Source organism: Shewanella sp. 10N.286.45.A1, assembly GCF_041470405.1.
GTDB lineage: Bacteria > Pseudomonadota > Gammaproteobacteria > Enterobacterales > Shewanellaceae > Shewanella.
This window is the reverse complement of record NZ_JBFRMK010000182.1, coordinates 1-17190: the sequence shown is the minus strand read 5'-3', so window position 1 is coordinate 17190 and position 17190 is coordinate 1. Positions and strand designations below refer to the sequence as shown.

Here is a 17190-nt window from a genome sequence, read left to right as displayed (position 1 = left end):
CATTTCCAGGCGCCTAATACGAGAAAGCCCGTTGCTAACGCAACGGGCTTTTTTACGTCTGCGATTTATAATTGATGAACTATTAAGGTCTACCAACAGTTACTAGCAGTAACGTAATATTCTACGTGGAGCGGTAATGCTCGCCGAAGGAGTTTGGGTTAAAGTGTTAGCGTGTCGCTTGATAAACGCTGCTCCAGCCTGCTTACCAAGTAAGTAATCAGATTGTAATGCAATTTTCTTACTGCCAATTAACTTGCTTTTGAGACTCCTATTAGGGAATATTTGGATGATCTCAAGATCACTAGGCGGAGATTCTATAAAGCGCAGTGCATCTCGGTAGGCATATTCGTGGTGTACAAAGAAATCGATGGCTTTTGGGCAATGGTTTGACGTGCAGACCCAAGATTTTAACCTATTTATCCATGGTGTATGAGCCGCATATTCTCTGGGTAAGGTCCGTAGCACTACAATTTTCTTCGCTCCGCGCTTATAAGCTTCTTCTACAGGGAGTGGTGCAGAAAGCCCACCGTCAACTTGGTAATCGTCATCAATTTTGACCCCTTCTCTATATAACATGGGCAAAGCACTAGAAGCTTTAAGCAATGTTAGCCAATTGTCTTTATTCGGTTTGTAAAAGCTAGCTTGGTAATTTGAACTATTGGTAGTCGATATCAGTAACTGCCGCCTGTTTAACTCTTGAAGACCCTTATTAGTATCGAGTTGAATGTTAACTTTAGATTTCGATTTGCTGTTCACTTGGTCAAAATACCAGTCGAGATCAACTGTACTTTGTCCCTTTAGTGGCCGACTCAAGCTAAAAAACTTAGGATCACTTGAAAACTCAGTAATTGAGCGATGTGCAAAACCTGCTTGCTGGGTGACATAACTCGATAAGTTTTGAGCTCCTGCTGATGTTCCTATTAATAAGCTAAAAGGATTGAAGTTTTGCTCTAACCAGCTATCCAAGATTCCCGCAGTAAAAATACCTCGTTGACCCCCACCCTCAGCGACCAAAGCCGTTTGGGCTATGGGAGTATTAGTGTCACTAGCCATCATTGTTACTCTCTGGGATGTTAAAGCTTGGCGCATTGGTTATACGATACGAGCTTGGTTAGAATTAAGGCAAATTTAGCGCTTACTGATCTTGTTGTATAATTGATTAAACAAATTGCTCAGATAGAGTTTATCTATCACCATTCTTTTAAAAGTGTTCGTTGCCGTAGAAGTGTACTTTTAGGCCCAATAGGAACGGCTTTGTGTGCTAAATGTACTTGGTTCAGTCGTTTTGATTGAAAAGAGAGCAGTCGGTAACTTTAGCTTGAAAAAGTACTTTACCTTTTAGGCCAGTTTACGCATAATGCGTCTCGTCAACAGGGGTGTAGCTCCAATTGGTAGAGCGCCGGTCTCCAAAACCGGATGTTGTGAGTTCGAATCTCCCCACCCCTGCCAAATATAGAAAAAGCCGAGCATTAGCTCGGCTTTTTTGCATCTAGGATTTAACTAAATGTCAGATGCCTTCACAATTCTACAAGTGAACTGTTATTCTTATTTGTCCCTTTTACTTTTTGGTCTTATATGAAGTCGAGTGATTACTTAGATGCGATGGGAGTTACCCGTTGGATCAAGCCAGAATTAAAACCCGAATTATCTGTGGTGCTAGTGAATCCTCGTCGGCTTACCGAAACGAGCAGTCCGATCATCACTAAGGTATTAGAGATGATGGGTTACGATCGTGAGCATGTTCGCTTTGCATCAAATGTTGAAGCCAATGTAAAAGTGATTTGGGATATGCGTGGTAAACAATCATCGCCTAGCACTGAGATATTACTCTCTGCGCCTATTAATGAGATTGAATCGAATCCTGAAGCTAAAAAAGCACTATGGCGCAATATGCAGCCATTTTTGAAGCCTAAGGATACTTTATGAATCTAGTTGCTCTTTCAAGCGAATTAACGCCTGAAATGGCTCTTATCGCGACTAGAGCCCATAGCCACCCGATGACAGAGTCTACGATTAAGAGTTGCTTTGGTGAGCTTTATACATGTACAGGTATTTATCAGGGCGATGAGCTGTGTGGTTTTACGATCCTGCATCAAATCTTTGAGGATGCGACCTTGATGGATATTTGTGTGGAGCCTTCACACCAAGGGAAAGGTTATGGTAAGGCACTGCTTGATAATGTAGTAAGCCTTGCTCGAAAAAATGATGCTGAAGTACTATTGCTTGAGGTTCGTGAGTCTGCAGCCGCTGCACAAGCCTTGTATGCTAAAACAGGCTTTGAACGCTCAGGTACCCGTAAAGGTTATTACAAAACTGATAGTGGCACTGAAGACGCGATGCTGATGTCCTTAACTTTATAAATTCAACAATAAAAAAATAGCGCCAAACGGCGCTATTTTTTGTTGTTATTACCAATTAGTCTGTTTAATCGGTAGAGCATACGTAAAATTATTTTACTTCCTTGCCCTGCGCTTGCAGATCTGCATGGTAGCTTGAGCGTACTAGAGGACCACAGGCTGCATGTGTGAAACCAATACTCTCTGCTAAATCCTTTAATTCATCAAACTCTGCAGGCGACACATAACGTTCTACTGGTAAGTGGAATTTAGATGGCTGCAAGTATTGGCCTAAGGTCAGCATCTCAACGTTATGGGCGCGAAGGTCATGCAGAACTTGAGCGATCTCTTCATTGCTTTCGCCAAGACCCATCATCAAACCGGATTTAGTTGGCACATCAGGGTGACGTTCTTTAAACTTTTTCAATAGATCAAGTGACCATTGATAGTTGGCACCAGGACGCGCTTTACGGTAATGCATAGGTGCCGTTTCTAGATTGTGATTAAACACATCTGGTGGCTCAGTCGCTATGATGTCGAGTGCTTTATCGATGCGACCGCGGAAATCTGGTACTAAGGTTTCAATTTTGATTTCGGGGTTGAGCAGTCGAATTTCACGAATACAATCAGCAAAATGCTGAGCGCCGCCATCACGTAGATCGTCACGATCGACAGAAGTAATCACCACGTATTTTAGCTTCATGTCTTTAATGGTTTGAGCGAGTTTCTTAGGCTCTTCAGCATCCGGTTTAAGCGGTCGGCCATGTGCAACATCACAAAAAGGGCAACGACGAGTACAGATCGCGCCTAAAATCATAAAGGTTGCTGTTCCGTGGTTGAAACATTCCGAGAGGTTAGGACACGAGGCTTCTTCACAGACAGAGTGGAGGCCATTTTTACGTAGCGCCTGTTTTATCTCTGTAATACGTTGATTCGATGCGGGAAGTTTTACACGTAACCAGTCAGGTTTTCTAAGCATTGTTTCACGCTCAGATGGTACTACTTTCACTGGAATGCGCGAAACTTTATCGGCATCTCTTAACTTAACACCAGGTTGTAATCTTTCAGGCCTATTCATAATGACTCAGGTAATCCTTGATGGTGAACTAGGTCTGCTAAACCGAGCTCTTGGCTAAGGGTTTCAACTAATTGCTTGCCAGCTTCTTCAACGGTTTGTGGTCCGCCGAGCTGTTTGCATTGGATCATTTCCATGCCGGCATAGCCACATGGATTGATGCGTTGAAAAGGGGACATGTCCATATCCACGTTTAGGGCCAATCCATGGAAAGAGCATCCTTTTCTGATCCTAAGACCTAGAGATGCAATTTTACGCTCTTCAACATATACACCTGGTGCATCGGCTTTTGCATAAGCTTCTACATCATAGCGTTTTAGCATGTTGACGATACTTTGTTCGATGTGAGTAACAAGTTGGCGTACGCCCACTTTTAGGCGCTTGATATCAAGTAGAGGATAAACAACCAATTGCCCTGGACCGTGGTAAGTAACTTGCCCACCACGATCTACTTGGATCACTGGAATATCACCAGGATTCAAGATGTGCTCACTCTTACCTGCTTGGCCTTGAGTAAATACAGGCGTGTGCTCAACAACCCAGATCTCATCTTGGCTATTTTCATCACGATTATCGGTGTAGTGCTGCATAGCATGCCACACTGATTCGTAATCTTGGCGACCCAAATGGCGAATATGCAAAGTGCTTTCTTGCAAGGGCAACCTCTCCCCTCAAATATAAGTGCCGCTATTATACGCCTCAAATTGATAAATGTAAGACAGATCACATTTATCAGTAATGAGTAATATTTATAAGACGCGCTTAACACCTTCAAGTTCGGCAAGTTGAGTGTACAATTTCTCAATCTGCTCTTTACTAGTAACTGTGACACGGATAGTTACTGAATAGTATGTCCCCTTGCTTGAGGCTTTGGTTGAAGGCGCATAATCACCTGGCGCTAGACTTTGTACAACGGCAAGCACACGGTCTTGTAAGGTATCACTAGCGTCACCGACAACTTTAAATGGAAAAGAGGCTGGAAACTCCATTAATTCATCAAATTTAGTATCTAACATTTTTTACTCTCGACAATTTCAATAACCTTAATATGGTGCTAATTATAACTAATTCAAGGTTAGTTATCTCGCTACAAGTAAATTCAGCGTGACTAAACGCAAGAAGCCACCCTAAGGTGGCTTCTATCTGCATTGGTGCTGTTAGCTGAACCAGCCTTCGAACATCTGCTTAAAGTAGTCCATTAACTGACTAAACCAGCTACCTTCATTTACTTCTTGTAAGGTGACCAGTGGGAACTGCGCTATATCTTTGCCATTTAGCTGGAAGTAGATACGACCAACTGTTTCGCCTTTAGCTATTGGCGCTTTTAACTCTTTGGTGAGTTCAAAGTTAGCTTGCAAGTTTTTAGCTTGACCGCGGCTAATCGTAATTGGTGTATCTGTAGTGACACCCAAATCAATTGTTTCTCTGTCGCCGTACCAAATCTTTTGGGTAACAAAACTATCGCCGGCTTGGTATGGAGTCACAGTTTCAAAGAAACGGAAACCATAGTTAAGCAACTTTTTGCTTTCTGCTTTACGGGCTGTTTCACTCTTAGTGCCCATAACAACAGAGATTAAACGCATGCCATCTTTTGTTGCTGAGGTCACTAGGTTGTAACCCGCACCCGAAGTGTGACCAGTTTTAATGCCATCTACATTTAGGCTTTTATCCCATAAAAGACCATTACGGTTATATTGTTTGATGCCGTTATAAGTAAAGGATTTCTCTTTATAAACGGCATACTCTTCTGGGACGTCGCGAATGATAGCCGCACCTAAAATTGCCATATCGTAGGCGGTGGTCTTGTGATTATCTGAATCTAGACCGTGAGAGTTTTCAAAGTAGCTGTCTTGCATACCAAGCTGCTTTGCCCATGAATTCATTAGATCAACAAAGCCATCTTCGGTGCCAGCAATGTGCTCAGCCATCGCAACACAAGCGTCATTACCAGACTGGATAATGATGCCTTTGTTAAGCTCTTCTACTGAGACTGTCTTGCCTACTTCGATAAACATTTTTGATGAATCAGGGAAGTTTTTTGACCAAGCATTTTTGCTAATGGTGACTTCATCTGATGGCGATACATTACCTACTTTTATCTCATGACCAATAACATAACTGGTCATCATTTTAGTCAAGCTGGCAGGGTTTAGGCTCTCATAGGCATTGTTTTCAGCAATAATCTGCCCGGTATTGTAGTCCAAAAGGACATATGCTTTGGCTGCAACAGTTGGTGCATTAGGGGTTACAACAGGAGCTGCTTGTGCAGAAAAGGCGGCGACTGAGGTCGCGAGCAAAAGCGTTTTTAGTGGTTGGTTTAATAAATTCATATTAATAATGCACGTCTTTATGTTTAGGTAAGATGAAGCGAAGTTCCACAAAGTATATCATTAGTCGACAAGGTAATTCGCCATAGGTTCATTAATCTTGTTTCATTCAGTGATTAAATAGCTTTGTGGGTAACCCTGCTGTTTAAGTTTTTCCGTCAGTTTTGTGGCTAGCTGCTGTTGACCTATGGGTCCCAGCTGCAAACGGTATAAATTATTAGACTGTTGTAGTCGGCTATTAACTTGATACTTTTGCTCAAGATCTTTCGCAAGTAGCTCTAAGCGGGACTTGTTAGAAGATGCCACAACTTGGATAAAGTGGAGCTCAGTGCCTTTCAATTCTGCCAATGCAATTGATTCGGGATCTGCAATATAGATAACCTCTAGGCTCACATTTGCTGTGCCTGTTTTAAGCATGTCTAGTCTGTGAGCGGCAGCATAGGATAAATCGATGAGTCGATCTTCGTGAAATGGACCGCGGTCATTCACCCTAACAATGACTGTTTTGTTATTCTTAAGATTGGTGACTTTGACGTAACTCGGTAACGGTAAGCTCTTGTGCGCCGCTGACATAGAGTACATATCATAGGTTTCACCGTTAGAGGTCAAATGGCCATGAAACTTACTGCCATACCACGAAGCAATCCCCTTAGCTTGGTAACCTTCACCACTATCCATTACTTGATAATTTTTGCCTAAAACCGTGTAGTTCTTTCTATTACCACCACGGCTATAAGGCTCAAATTTGGGATGTGCATCTTCAACTTTTGAAACGTCCGGTGCTGATGTTGGCGCTCTATCGTCAGCAATATCGTAACGGCTTTTATCACTACTCGAACAGGCTGCTAGCAAGCCTGCGATGAAGAGAATAAGGAGAAGATTAATACGTTGCATAAGCTTGCTTAAGTTCCTGGCTAAACTGGTATACCGCCATTGCGTACAAAGGGCTGCGGTTATAGCGGGTGATGACATAAAAGTTCTTCAGACCTAACCAATATTCATCATGATCTTGCTGTTCAAGTTTGATCACTAGACCAGGCTGGGAAATATCGATGTCCATTGATTTAGCGAGTGCGACATTGGGAGATAAAATATCTGCAATTTGGTAGTGCATTTTCTCTCCAGCCCAAGTTTTCACTGTAGCAGGTAATGCTTTATTTAACGTTAATTCCAGCGCTACTGGCTGATTTTTCTGCCACCCATGTTGATGGAAGTAGTTGGCGACACTGCCAATGGCATCGACAGGACTATTAAGGAGGTCACGGCTACCGTCGTTATCAAAGTCAACGGAGTAGTGTCGGTAACTGGATGGGATAAATTGACCGTAACCCATTGCACCCGCGTAGCTACCTTTTAGATTATTAATATCAAGGTTTTCTTCTTTGACAAGCTCTTGCAAATTGGCAAACTCTTTTCTGAAGAAAGTCGCTCTTGGCGGATAGTGAAAGCCCAGCGTATATAGAGCATCTTTAACTGGGTAGTTGCCCATATAGCCGCCATAGAAGGTTTCAATTCCAATTATGGCAACAATAATCTGTGGGTCGACATCAAACTCTTTAGAGGCTCTTTTTATGGTATCAGCATGCTCTTTCCAGAACTTAAGTCCTGCATCTAAGCGTTTTTCGGTTAGGAAAATAGGGTAGTACTGATGCCAAGGCTTAGCTTCCCATGGCTTGGTCATCGCATCAATGACGGCTTGGTTAAATTCGGCATTAGCAATAAATGCCTGAGTTGCTTCGTCGCTAAAACCTTTAGCGTTTTGAGTCTGCATAAACTCTGCTTTAAGTTCAGCAACACTAGGCTCGATTGGATCTGCGAATACGGAGCTTGATAAAAGAGTCAGCGCTATGGGCGCTAGAATACGATTCAACAGTTTCATCTGTTTTACAATCCTTATACTTCAACTGGAGCCAATAAATTTAAGCACCAGCGAGTGAATTTTTAACGTGAGTCAGTTATCTATCAATGAAGCGTCTATGAGTATGGATACTCATTAAGATCCCAAATCCAGTCATTAATGTCAGCATCGAGGTACCACCATAACTTATCAGTGGCAGAGGTACACCTACTACAGGTAATAATCCTGAAACCATGCCGATGTTTACAAAAATGTAAACGAAGAAAGTTAAAGTAATACTCCCTGCGAGTAAGCGAGCAAAGCTAGTTTGGGCACGTGAAGCAATCACAAGGCCGCGGCCAATAACATATAGATACAGCGTTAGCAGCAGTAAACTGCCGATAAGCCCAAACTCCTCGCCAATCACGGCAAAGATAAAGTCAGTGTGGCGCTCAGGTAAAAACTCAAGTTGCGATTGTGTTCCATCGAGCCAGCCTTTACCCCAGAGACCACCTGAACCAATGGCGATCTTCGACTGAATAATATGATAGCCAGCACCAAGAGGATCTTTTTCTGGGTCGAGTAGTGTCATGACGCGTGTACGTTGGTAGTCATGCATAAAGAAAAACCAAAGTGCTGGTAGCATGGCTAATACTGCGCCAATACAACCACCAACAATCCGCCAACTCATGCCCGAAAGAAACAGGACAAATATACCAGAAGCAGCAACCAAAATTGAGGTGCCCAAATCTGGCTGTTTGGCAATAAGTAGAGTGGGTACTAATAAGATAACAATAGCACCTGCTAAATAGCGCTTTTTCGGTGGCAGTGGAAACTTACTGATATACCATGCCATGGTTATCGGGAATGCTAGCTTGATTAGCTCTGAGGGCTGAAACTCCATAAACCCAAGATTGAGCCAGCGCTGTGCTCCTTTGTTTATCTCACCAAAAAAGTGCACTCCGAGCAGCAAAATTATTCCCGCTATATAGATAGGGAATGCCCATCGCCGTAGGATCTCAGGGTTAATCTGCGCTACTGCAAACATAATGACTAGCGATAGGCCCATACGAACTAACTGGCGATCCATCAGTGCTAGATCTTCGCCACCTGCAGAGTAGATAACGACAAGCCCGAAGCCCATCAGTGCAAGCAAGCCGATTAATAGCGGCAGATCGATATGCAGACGTTGCCAAATATTAGGGCGGTTGTTATGAGCACTCATTTTTCGTCATCCCATGAATCTCTTAGTAAATACTCATCAAGCAGAGCACGTGCAACAGGGCCAGCATTTGCACCGCCCCAACCGGCATTCTCAAGCACTACCGCCAGAACAATTTTGGGGTTTTCATAGGGAGCATAGGCAATAATCAAAGCGTTATCTCGCAAGTGTTCGTCAATAGTCTCTGCATCATACTTAGCATCTTCTGCCACACTGAATACTTGCGCGGTACCTGTCTTCATCGCTGCGGTGTACTGGGCATCAGTGAAACGTGACTTATGGGCTGTGTCACGCATAGCTTCGTTTATGATGTCCCAGTTTTTTGGATCTTTGAGCACAATCGGTGCAAGTTCATCTGCAGGCGTATCAATTTTAGCCGTTTGGTCTTGAATCGATTTGAGTAAATGAGGCACAAAACGGCGGCCTTTATTTGCCATAATTGCTGTAGCATTAGCGAGCTGTAGCGGGGTTGTGGTCCAATAGCCTTGGCCAATACCGACCGAGATAGTATCGCCAATATACCAAGGTTGGTTATAGCGCAGACGCTTCCAATCTTTAGATGGCATGATGCCTGCTGACTCTTCAAAAATATCGACACCGGTGCGCTCTCCAAAACCAAATGGTTCCATAAAGTTTGCAATAGCATCAACGCCAGTCTTATAAGCTAAGTCATAGAAGTAGGTATCACATGAACTCACAATAGCACTGTTCACATCTACCCAACCGTGGCCCCATCGCTTCCAGTCTCGATACTTACGCTCAACACCAGGGATCTGCCAAAAGCCTGGGTCCCAAATACGTGTTTTAATATTCACGGTTTTATTTTCTAACCCAAGCAGTGCGAGATGCGGCTTTACTGTAGAAGCGGGGGCATATTGCCCTTGGGTAGCACGGTTGATTAATGGCCGTGATCTGGAGTTGAGCAGTTCATTGTAGGCTTTGCTGCTTATTCCATGTACGAACTGGTTTGGGTCATAAGTTGGGCTGGATAAAAGAGCAAGGATCCCACCATCTCTTGGATCGATGGCGACGACTGATCCTCTCCGTCCATTGAGTAGCTCCATGGCTTTCTTTTGTAGATTGAGATCTAAAGTGAGTTGGATATCTAGCCCTGGAGTCGGCGGCTCTGACTTTAGTGTGCGAATCGTTCGTCCACGGTTATTAACCTCCTCTTCGAGGTGACCGGGCTTGCCGAGCAGCATGCTTTCATAAAACTTTTCGATACCCTGTTTTCCGATATCTTTAGTTGCGGCGTAATTACTCCACTTATTATTTTTCTCAAGCGAGGTTCTATCGCGGCTATTGATTTTGCCAACATAACCTAAAGCGTGTGTCATCAAGCCATTATAGGGATAATGACGTTTGAGACCGGCTTCAATAGAAAAACCAGGGAACTGATGCTGGTTGACGCTAAATTCGGCCACTTGCTCTTCGGTGAGTCTATTTTTGATGGTTAGCGGTTTGAAGCGTCGGTGATATTTAAGCGCTTCGATTACAGTCTCTTTTTCATCGTCAGAAAGAGAGATCACGTTACTTAATTTATCTAACGTTTCGCTGATGTTTTTGACTTTCTCTGGCACCATTTCTAAAGAGAAAAAAGGTTGGTTTTCTGCCAGCAGTTTGCCGTGCCTGTCATAGATCAGTCCGCGGCTAGGGGCGACGGGGACGACTCGGATGCGGTTGTCGTTTGAACGTGTCGCATAATCTTTATAAGAGAGGATCTGCAGTTGGTAGAGGTTGACTAACAGCAAGCTCAGCAGAATGACAACACAAAGGAAAGTAAATAGAGCGCGACGTTTAAACAGCGAAGCTTCAGCTGCATGGTCGTTCATGGTGATGCGCTTTCTAGGGGACACTTACATTTTCTCCTGCTCAAAAAAAGGTGCCAAGCACATATCTTAGCCCTGCTAAGGTAAGACTAACTGAATGTAAAGTCGATATTATTCTCTATGGTAGGGATGATTATTGTTAATACTCCAGCCTCGGTAAAGGCTTTCTGCAACAATCACTCTAACCAAAGGGTGGGGGAGAGTTAACGCTGATAAGCACCAGCTTTGTGCTGCTGCTTTTTTACAGTCTGGAGAGAGTCCCTCTGGCCCACCAATTAACAGACTAACGTCACGGCCATCGAGTAGCCATTTATTCATCTGTTGTGCCAGCTCAGGAGTCTTCAGGTTTTTACCTGGGAGATCGAGGCTAACGATATGATTGCCTTTTGGGATTGCAGCCAACATTAACTCGCCCTCTTTTTGGAGGATACGAGCTATATCGGCATTTTTACCGCGTTTGCCAGCGGGGATTTCAATTAACTCAAGCGCCATATCTCGAGGAAAGCGGCGCTGGTATTCCTTAAAACCTGTTTCGACCCAGTCTGGCATGCGGGTTCCAACTGCAACTAACTGAATTTTCATTATTCAGGTTTTTCTGACCATAGCTTTTCAAGCTGGTAGAAGTCACGAGTTTGGTCTTGCATTACGTGCATGATGACGTCGCCTAGGTCAACAAGAACCCATTCGCTGCTTTCGCGGCCTTCGACACCTAAAATATTTAGGCCTGCACGTTTTGATTCAACCACTAAATTCTCAGCGATTGCTTTAACATGTGTTTTTGAGTTACCTGTACAAACGACCATAAAATCGGCGATGTTAGATTTCTCAGATACGTCCATGACGACAATATCTTTAGCTTTAAGGTCTTCAACCTTATCGATTACAAATTGCTTTAGCTCGGCGCTTTCCACGCGGATACCCCATTAATTTTTAGACAGCGCGATAGTATAGCAGGTAATAGGTAGTAGATTAATAGCGAAGATTAGAAATAGTGACTTTAACGCTTAAGATTTTTGTGGTGAATTGCGGGCTTTTGGAGCATATAACTGATGCTGCTTTATATATAGTTGAATACAGACAGGTAAAGCGTCTTCGATTGCTAATCCTTGCTCGAGGTCTGTTCGTACTTGCGTGGATGAAAAAGGTTGCTCGGTGACCGAGACTCGGAAGATTTTCCCGGTGTTAGTCGCAATACTCGCTTCAATTGATTCAGTTTCAAATGGAGCCATGAGGGCACTCTCGCGTTTTGCCAGCACATCATGCATAGGATGATCATCTGACAAAATAGAACCTGGGCGCTGGCAAACCACAAGATGGCACAGCTCAAATATACCTTGCCAATGGTACCAACTTTGTAATCCCAAAAATGAGTCCATTCCCATTAGAAAGTAGAATTCATGTTGAGGATATTGTTGCTTGAGCGCTTGCAATGTTGTCACGGTATAAGACGGGCTTTCTCGCAACGCTTCAATCGCACATAGCTTAAGCGGTGGAAAAGCATCGCATACAAGTTGTGCCATTGCCAAGCGGTCATCAGTACTGACGTGAGTGCCACTTTTGTGTGGTGGAATATGATTTGGCATCAACCAGACTTCATCTAGTGCAAGTTGCTGTTGCACTTCAAGTGCTGGTCGAATATGGCCAAAGTGTATGGGATCGAAGGTGCCACCCAAAATACCAATTCTCATTAGTCGAGCGCTATATGTTTAAGTGCGTCGTGGGCGTTAGCATCAAATAGTAGACTGATATGGCTAAGACCTGTCCAATCCTCAATACCTTGCTGTTTAAGTTTTAACTCTAACCTTGATGAGGTCGATAGTAGGGTTTCGACTTGCACGAGTGACAGACGTTTAATCGCTTGTTGATATAAAGGTTTACGTTTGTCCCAAATGCGCAGTTTACTCCAAAGACCTTGCAGTGCTTGTCCGTTTGCTTCTGCTGTTTTGAGTTGCAATAAAACGCTAAGTTCTTTAAAAAGCGACCAGAGTATTATTGGCATCGCCACACCTTCGCTCTTTAGTTGTGACAGTATATGCTGCGCTTTATCTTGCTGGTTACTTAACATCGCATCTGTTAGCTGGAACACGCTAAAGCGTGATTGGTCTTCAAAATACTGAGTTAATTGTTCAGGCTCGATAGGTGCAGTTGGGCTCAGTAATTGTAAGAGCTGTAAGGCTTGATCTGCTGCGAGTAAGTTTCCCTCATAGAGTGCAAATAGCATCTCTCGAGAATCACGCGATAACGTCAACGAGTAATGGCTAATCCTGCCATCTAGCCAACGTTGGAACTGAGCACCCTCAGGTGTGATACAAGGCACGTAAACACCTTTTGCATCGAGTGATTTGAACCACTTACTTTTGGTTTGTTCTGCGGCGAGTTTAGGCCCGGTTAAAATCAGCAATACATCTGGATTATCCATCTGCATTAATGATTGAAACATAGCGCTTCCCTCTGTTCCGGGCTTTGCTGTAGGGAGGGTGAGCTCAATGATACGACGACTAGAGAAAAGGCTCATCGCTTGCCACTGCTCAATTAATTCATTCCAACTGAATCCAGTTTCTTGAGTTAATTGAATCTTTTCATCGAAGCCTTGCTGTTTAGCTATTTGGTGTAAAGTGGCACGACTCTGCTCACACAGCCAAGGATCGTCACCAAAGATGAGACAACACTGGGGGAGTGGGCTAAGGTTTCGCTGCAACTGATCTGGGTAGACCCGCATCAATTAACCTCTGTAGCAGCCAAAATTTGGATTATACGGTCAGCCGCCTGGTTACGCATCTCTTTGAGTAGTAATTGCATCTCTCTACTCTTGGCAAGCGCTGTGCGGGGATCATCCAAATAGTCGCGATGAATATCAACTTCAAAACGTTGTGATTCAGCTTGAGGCAACTGTACTGCAAACGAGACCTGGTAGATAAGCTCATACTCGGCCACATTACCCGTTGGGTAGATAGACAGGGTTGAGCGATCGAGCGAGTCACTAATGATACGGATAGTTGGAATGTTATCAGCGGGATCAACAACTGCAATACTGTTTAGCCTTAAACGCTCACGCACTAAACGAGTCAGCTCACTGTACTCATCTTGACTGGTTAAGCTTAATGTTTGCAACTGTTCAGGGATAGAGTAGCTACCCTGTAATTTAAAGCCGCAACCCGCACTGAGCAAAATACTCAGTGCTAAGATTGCTGAAAATATGCGTTTAATTAGCATAAGCTTTGATTCGTCTTCCTTGTTTGCACTTTGCCAAAGGCAAAGTGCATGGGTCGGCTTTAGTTAGCGACGATATTGAGCAGTTTGCCCGGTACGTAGATAACTTTACGAACGGTTTTACCTTCAGTGTGCTTAACCACACCCTCTTCGGCCATACCTGCTGCTTCAACCACGTCTTTAGTTGCGTCAGCTGCTACAGTAATTTTAGCGCGTAGTTTACCGTTAACCTGAACGATGATTAGCTTGCTGTCTTCAACAAGTGCTGATTCATCAACCTCTGGCCATAGTACATCTTCAATCGCACCTGTGTTACCGAGTTCATTCCACAAGCTAAAGCTGGTGTGTGGAATAATAGGGTAAAGCAGACGCGTGACAGCACTTAATGCTTCTTGCATTAACGCTCTGTCTTGCTCTGAATCTGTTGGCGCTTTTTGTAAGCGGTTCATCAACTCCATTACTGATGCAATGGCGGTATTGAACATTTGGCGACGTTCAATATCATCACCCACTTTAGCGATAGTCTTGTGAAGTTCACGACGTAACTCTTTTTGAGCTGCATTGAGTGACTTAACATCAAGCGCTACAGTCGGGCCTGCTGCAACATGATCGTGTGCTGTTTTCCATAAACGCTTAATAAAGCGGTGTGCACCTTCAACACTTGATTCTTGCCACTCAAGCGTTAGCTCTGGTGGCGCTGCGAACATCATGAATAAACGAACGGTATCTGCACCGTATTTATCAACCATCTCTTGTGGGTCGATACCGTTATTCTTAGACTTAGACATCTTGCTCATACCGGTATAAACCAGTTCATTACCTTCGCTATCAACAGCTTTTACGGTACGGCCTTTGTCATCAGTTTCAAGTACAGTCACATCACTTGGGGCAACCCAAACGCGTGCGCCTTTCTCATTGTTATAGTAGTAAGCATCGGCTAATACCATACCTTGAGTCAGTAGTCGCTTAGCTGGCTCGTCAGAGTTAACCAATCCTGTATCACGCAACAACTTATGGAAGAAACGGAAATACAATAGGTGCATACAAGCATGCTCGATACCACCAATATATTGATCGACAGGTAGCCAGTAGTTTGCTTTAGCTGGATCAAGCATCTCATCTGCATGTGGGCTACAGTAGCGAGCGTAATACCAAGATGACTCCATAAAGGTGTCAAAGGTATCGGTTTCACGGAACGCTTCCTGGCCGTTAATAGTGGTCTTAGCCCACTCTTTATCGGCTTTGATTGGGCTCTGAATACCATCCATAACCACATCTTCAGGCAGGATAACTGGCAGCTGCTCTTCTGGTGTAGGCATCACAGTACCGTCAGCCAGAGTCACCATCGGGATAGGTGCACCCCAGTAGCGTTGACGTGAAACACCCCAGTCACGTAGACGGAAGTTCACTTGGCGCTTACCTTTGCCTTCAGCGCTAAGCTTGGCATCGATAGCATCAAAAGCGGCTTGGAAATCAAGACCGTCAAACTCGCCAGAGTTAAACAATACACCTTTTTCAGTGTAGGCTTCTTCGCTAATATCTAGCTCGTTATCAACAGGCTTAACGACGCCTTCGATAGTGAGGCCGTACTTCTTAGCGAACTCGTAATCACGTTGATCGTGCGCTGGCACAGACATGACTGCACCAGTACCGTAGTTCATCAATACAAAGTTACCAACCCAGATAGGCACTTCTTTACCTGTCAGAGGATGGATTGCATTAAGACCTGTCGCCACGCCTTTCTTTTCCATCGCTGCCATAGCGGCTTCGGTGGTATCAGCATTGTTACACTCTTCGATAAACTCAGCTAATGCAGGGTTGTTGGCTGCAGCTTGCTTAGCAAGAGGGTGCGCTGCAGCAATAGCCACGTAGGTTACGCCCATAACAGTATCTGGTCGTGTGGTGTAGATATCAAAGCTTTGGTCGCTGTCGGCAACTTGGAAGGTCATCTCGATACCTTCACTACGACCGATCCAGTTACGCTGCATGGTCTTAACTTGCTCTGGCCACTCATCCAGCTGATCGATATCTTTTAGCAGCTCGTCGGCATACTCAGTAATTTTAATAAACCACTGTGGGATCTCTTTCTGCTCAACTGTGGTATCACAGCGCCAGCAGCAGCCGTCGATAACTTGTTCGTTAGCCAGAACAGTTTCATCATTTGGACACCAGTTGACGTTGGCGGTCTTCTTATAAACCAAGCCTTTTTCATAAAGCTTAGTGAAGAACCATTGTTCCCAACGGTAGTACTCTGGTGTACAGGTGGCAATTTCACGTGACCAGTCATAACCGAAACCAAGCATTTTAAGCTGGTTCTTCATGTAATCTATGTTCTCATAGGTCCATGGTGCAGGTGCGGTATTGTTCTTAATCGCTGCGTTTTCAGCTGGCAGACCAAATGAGTCCCAACCAATAGGTTGTAGAACATTTTTGCCTTGCAGGCGCTGGTAACGTGCAACTACATCACCTATGGTGTAGTTACGTACATGGCCCATGTGTAGTCGACCAGAAGGGTAGGGAAACATAGAAAGGCAGTAGAACTTTTCTTTGTTCGCGTCTTCGGTAACTTCAAATGTCTTTTCGTCTTTCCAGTGCTGTTGCACTTTTGCTTCAATTTCAGAAGGAGTATATTGCTCTTGCATCAATCTATTTCCGGCCATGCCGCCTATTATTTGATCTAGCGCTATTTTCGCGCGAGTTATATCGACATAGAATAAACTAGAAGTGAGTCATTAAAAAGGTTCGTATAAGGAGTATTTACTATGAGTGACAAAAGTATTGAGTTACTTTCGCTTTATGAGGCGCTTATTCAACAGATTAAAGCTCAATATAGTGATGATAACTCATTGACTGTAAAGAGTTTGTATCAGCAGACCCAAAGCAGTAAAGAATTCTTAGCCATTAAAGAACAAGCAAAAGCGGAAGAGTTGGCTTTGGTTGAACAATTTTTAAAACGTGATATCGCCAGTTTTTTACAAGAGAAAAATGCTACCGACCTTAGTCATAGCCCGACAATGATCACTGTAGAGAACACTTTATGGCATTGGCTGAGCGAGATCACCGATAGAAGTCAGGTGGAATGGCATGAAGTTGCGCAGGACTTTAAGCATCATGGATACTATGAAACCGGCGAGATAGTTGGTCAGGGAACCATGGTTTGTACCGCGTGTGGCCATGAGGCCAAAATAGAGTTTCCTGGCGTGGTCTCTGATTGTACCGAGTGTGATAACGATGAGTTTACTCGTGAAGCATTAGCGCCATAATCCACGTTGATGACTCACTGGGGGCTGTTGATCTTTCGAGCTTAGTTTTTGTTCAGTTCTTTATCGTAAGGAATAATGCTTCTAGTACAAG

The 17190-nt window shown here is 43.9% G+C and carries 18 protein-coding genes and 1 tRNA gene; 4 read left to right on the top strand and 15 right to left on the bottom strand.

Features of this window, described 5'->3' with window-relative positions; translation table 11 throughout:
- Window positions 1-102: 102 nt before the first annotated feature.
- A complete protein-coding gene (locus AB4238_RS14345) occupies window positions 103-1056 on the bottom strand; it encodes a patatin family protein (RefSeq protein ID WP_372034024.1) in 954 nt (317 codons plus the stop codon).
- Window positions 1057-1372: 316 nt separating this feature from the next.
- Between AB4238_RS14345 and AB4238_RS14340 the strand changes: the two genes are divergently transcribed.
- The 3 genes from AB4238_RS14340 to rimI all read left to right on the top strand — a co-directional run bounded on the left by AB4238_RS14340 (window position 1373) and on the right by rimI (window position 2360).
- Window positions 1373-1449 (top strand) — tRNA-Trp (locus AB4238_RS14340).
- Between the two features lie 126 nt (window positions 1450-1575).
- Window positions 1576-1926 carry a hypothetical protein gene (locus AB4238_RS14335; RefSeq protein ID WP_372034023.1) on the top strand — a complete coding sequence of 117 codons (351 nt, stop codon included), beginning with the start codon at window positions 1576-1578 and terminating at the stop codon, window positions 1924-1926.
- Window positions 1923-2360 carry a ribosomal protein S18-alanine N-acetyltransferase gene (gene rimI / locus AB4238_RS14330; protein ID WP_372034022.1) on the top strand — a complete coding sequence of 146 codons (438 nt, stop codon included), beginning with the start codon at window positions 1923-1925 and terminating at the stop codon, window positions 2358-2360. The genes AB4238_RS14335 and rimI overlap by 4 nt, the downstream gene beginning before the upstream one ends.
- 88 nt (window positions 2361-2448) lie before the next feature.
- Here the strand turns inward: rimI and lipA are convergent, their stop codons facing one another.
- The 14 genes from lipA to leuS form a co-directional block, all read right to left on the bottom strand.
- Window positions 2449-3414, bottom strand: a complete 966-nt coding sequence (lipA, locus tag AB4238_RS14325) for a lipoyl synthase (protein ID WP_371991939.1) — start codon at window positions 3412-3414, stop codon at window positions 2449-2451.
- On the bottom strand, window positions 3411-4067 hold the full coding sequence (gene lipB, locus AB4238_RS14320) for a lipoyl(octanoyl) transferase LipB (protein WP_371991938.1): 657 nt from the start codon (window positions 4065-4067) through the stop codon (window positions 3411-3413). The genes lipA and lipB overlap by 4 nt, the downstream gene beginning before the upstream one ends.
- A 93-nt stretch (window positions 4068-4160) precedes the next feature.
- Window positions 4161-4427: a DUF493 family protein YbeD gene (gene ybeD, locus AB4238_RS14315; RefSeq protein WP_371991936.1), complete on the bottom strand. Its 267-nt coding sequence runs from the start codon at window positions 4425-4427 to the stop codon at window positions 4161-4163.
- Between the two features lie 141 nt (window positions 4428-4568).
- On the bottom strand, window positions 4569-5741 hold the full coding sequence (locus AB4238_RS14310; protein WP_372034021.1) for a serine hydrolase: 1173 nt from the start codon (window positions 5739-5741) through the stop codon (window positions 4569-4571).
- A gap of 102 nt (window positions 5742-5843) precedes the next feature.
- Window positions 5844-6632, bottom strand: coding sequence for a septal ring lytic transglycosylase RlpA family protein (locus AB4238_RS14305; protein WP_372034020.1), 789 nt, complete (start codon window positions 6630-6632; stop codon window positions 5844-5846).
- On the bottom strand, window positions 6619-7617 hold the full coding sequence (mltB, locus tag AB4238_RS14300; RefSeq protein WP_372034019.1) for a lytic murein transglycosylase B: 999 nt from the start codon (window positions 7615-7617) through the stop codon (window positions 6619-6621). Before mltB ends, AB4238_RS14305 begins: the two co-directional genes overlap by 14 nt.
- Window positions 7618-7693: 76 nt before the next feature.
- Window positions 7694-8800 (bottom strand): rod shape-determining protein RodA, encoded by a 1107-nt coding sequence (rodA, locus tag AB4238_RS14295; RefSeq protein ID WP_020913939.1) that lies wholly within the window; start codon window positions 8798-8800, stop codon window positions 7694-7696.
- A complete protein-coding gene (mrdA, locus tag AB4238_RS14290; RefSeq protein WP_372034018.1) occupies window positions 8797-10653 on the bottom strand; it encodes a penicillin-binding protein 2 in 1857 nt (618 codons plus the stop codon). The genes rodA and mrdA overlap by 4 nt, the downstream gene beginning before the upstream one ends.
- 84 nt (window positions 10654-10737) lie before the next feature.
- A complete protein-coding gene (gene rlmH / locus AB4238_RS14285; RefSeq protein ID WP_020913937.1) occupies window positions 10738-11208 on the bottom strand; it encodes a 23S rRNA (pseudouridine(1915)-N(3))-methyltransferase RlmH in 471 nt (156 codons plus the stop codon).
- The gene (gene rsfS, locus AB4238_RS14280) at window positions 11208-11537 is read right to left on the bottom strand and encodes a ribosome silencing factor (protein WP_371991924.1); all 330 of its coding nucleotides are present in this window, start codon (window positions 11535-11537) and stop codon (window positions 11208-11210) included. The genes rlmH and rsfS overlap by 1 nt, the downstream gene beginning before the upstream one ends.
- Before the next feature lie 93 nt (window positions 11538-11630).
- The gene (gene nadD / locus AB4238_RS14275; RefSeq protein WP_372034017.1) at window positions 11631-12314 is read right to left on the bottom strand and encodes a nicotinate-nucleotide adenylyltransferase; all 684 of its coding nucleotides are present in this window, start codon (window positions 12312-12314) and stop codon (window positions 11631-11633) included.
- A complete protein-coding gene (holA, locus tag AB4238_RS14270; RefSeq protein WP_372034016.1) occupies window positions 12314-13345 on the bottom strand; it encodes a DNA polymerase III subunit delta in 1032 nt (343 codons plus the stop codon). Before holA ends, nadD begins: the two co-directional genes overlap by 1 nt.
- Window positions 13345-13839, bottom strand: coding sequence for an LPS assembly lipoprotein LptE (gene lptE, locus AB4238_RS14265; RefSeq protein WP_372034015.1), 495 nt, complete (start codon window positions 13837-13839; stop codon window positions 13345-13347). Before lptE ends, holA begins: the two co-directional genes overlap by 1 nt.
- A gap of 59 nt (window positions 13840-13898) precedes the next feature.
- Window positions 13899-16478, bottom strand: a complete 2580-nt coding sequence (gene leuS, locus AB4238_RS14260; RefSeq protein ID WP_372034025.1) for a leucine--tRNA ligase — start codon at window positions 16476-16478, stop codon at window positions 13899-13901.
- Window positions 16479-16598: 120 nt separating this feature from the next.
- Between leuS and AB4238_RS14255 the strand changes: the two genes are divergently transcribed.
- Window positions 16599-17099: a zinc ribbon-containing protein gene (locus AB4238_RS14255; protein WP_372034014.1), complete on the top strand. Its 501-nt coding sequence runs from the start codon at window positions 16599-16601 to the stop codon at window positions 17097-17099.
- Window positions 17100-17190 lie beyond the last annotated feature (91 nt).

Coding starts and splice junctions, on each gene's coding strand:
- holA (WP_372034016.1), bottom strand. CDS start 13,345: ATGCGGGTCTACCCAGATCAGTTGCAGCGAAACCTTAGCCCACTCCCC.
- lptE (WP_372034015.1), bottom strand. CDS start 13,839: ATGCTAATTAAACGCATATTTTCAGCAATCTTAGCACTGAGTATTTTG.
- rimI (WP_372034022.1), top strand. CDS start 1,923: ATGAATCTAGTTGCTCTTTCAAGCGAATTAACGCCTGAAATGGCTCTT.
- rlmH (WP_020913937.1), bottom strand. CDS start 11,208: ATGAAAATTCAGTTAGTTGCAGTTGGAACCCGCATGCCAGACTGGGTC.
- AB4238_RS14345 (WP_372034024.1), bottom strand. CDS start 1,056: ATGATGGCTAGTGACACTAATACTCCCATAGCCCAAACGGCTTTGGTC.
- leuS (WP_372034025.1), bottom strand. CDS start 16,478: ATGCAAGAGCAATATACTCCTTCTGAAATTGAAGCAAAAGTGCAACAG.
- rodA (WP_020913939.1), bottom strand. CDS start 8,800: ATGAGTGCTCATAACAACCGCCCTAATATTTGGCAACGTCTGCATATC.
- nadD (WP_372034017.1), bottom strand. CDS start 12,314: ATGAGAATTGGTATTTTGGGTGGCACCTTCGATCCCATACACTTTGGC.
- mltB (WP_372034019.1), bottom strand. CDS start 7,617: ATGAAACTGTTGAATCGTATTCTAGCGCCCATAGCGCTGACTCTTTTA.
- lipA (WP_371991939.1), bottom strand. CDS start 3,414: ATGAATAGGCCTGAAAGATTACAACCTGGTGTTAAGTTAAGAGATGCC.
- AB4238_RS14305 (WP_372034020.1), bottom strand. CDS start 6,632: ATGCAACGTATTAATCTTCTCCTTATTCTCTTCATCGCAGGCTTGCTA.
- ybeD (WP_371991936.1), bottom strand. CDS start 4,427: ATGTTAGATACTAAATTTGATGAATTAATGGAGTTTCCAGCCTCTTTT.
- AB4238_RS14335 (WP_372034023.1), top strand. CDS start 1,576: ATGAAGTCGAGTGATTACTTAGATGCGATGGGAGTTACCCGTTGGATC.
- AB4238_RS14310 (WP_372034021.1), bottom strand. CDS start 5,741: ATGAATTTATTAAACCAACCACTAAAAACGCTTTTGCTCGCGACCTCA.
- AB4238_RS14255 (WP_372034014.1), top strand. CDS start 16,599: ATGAGTGACAAAAGTATTGAGTTACTTTCGCTTTATGAGGCGCTTATT.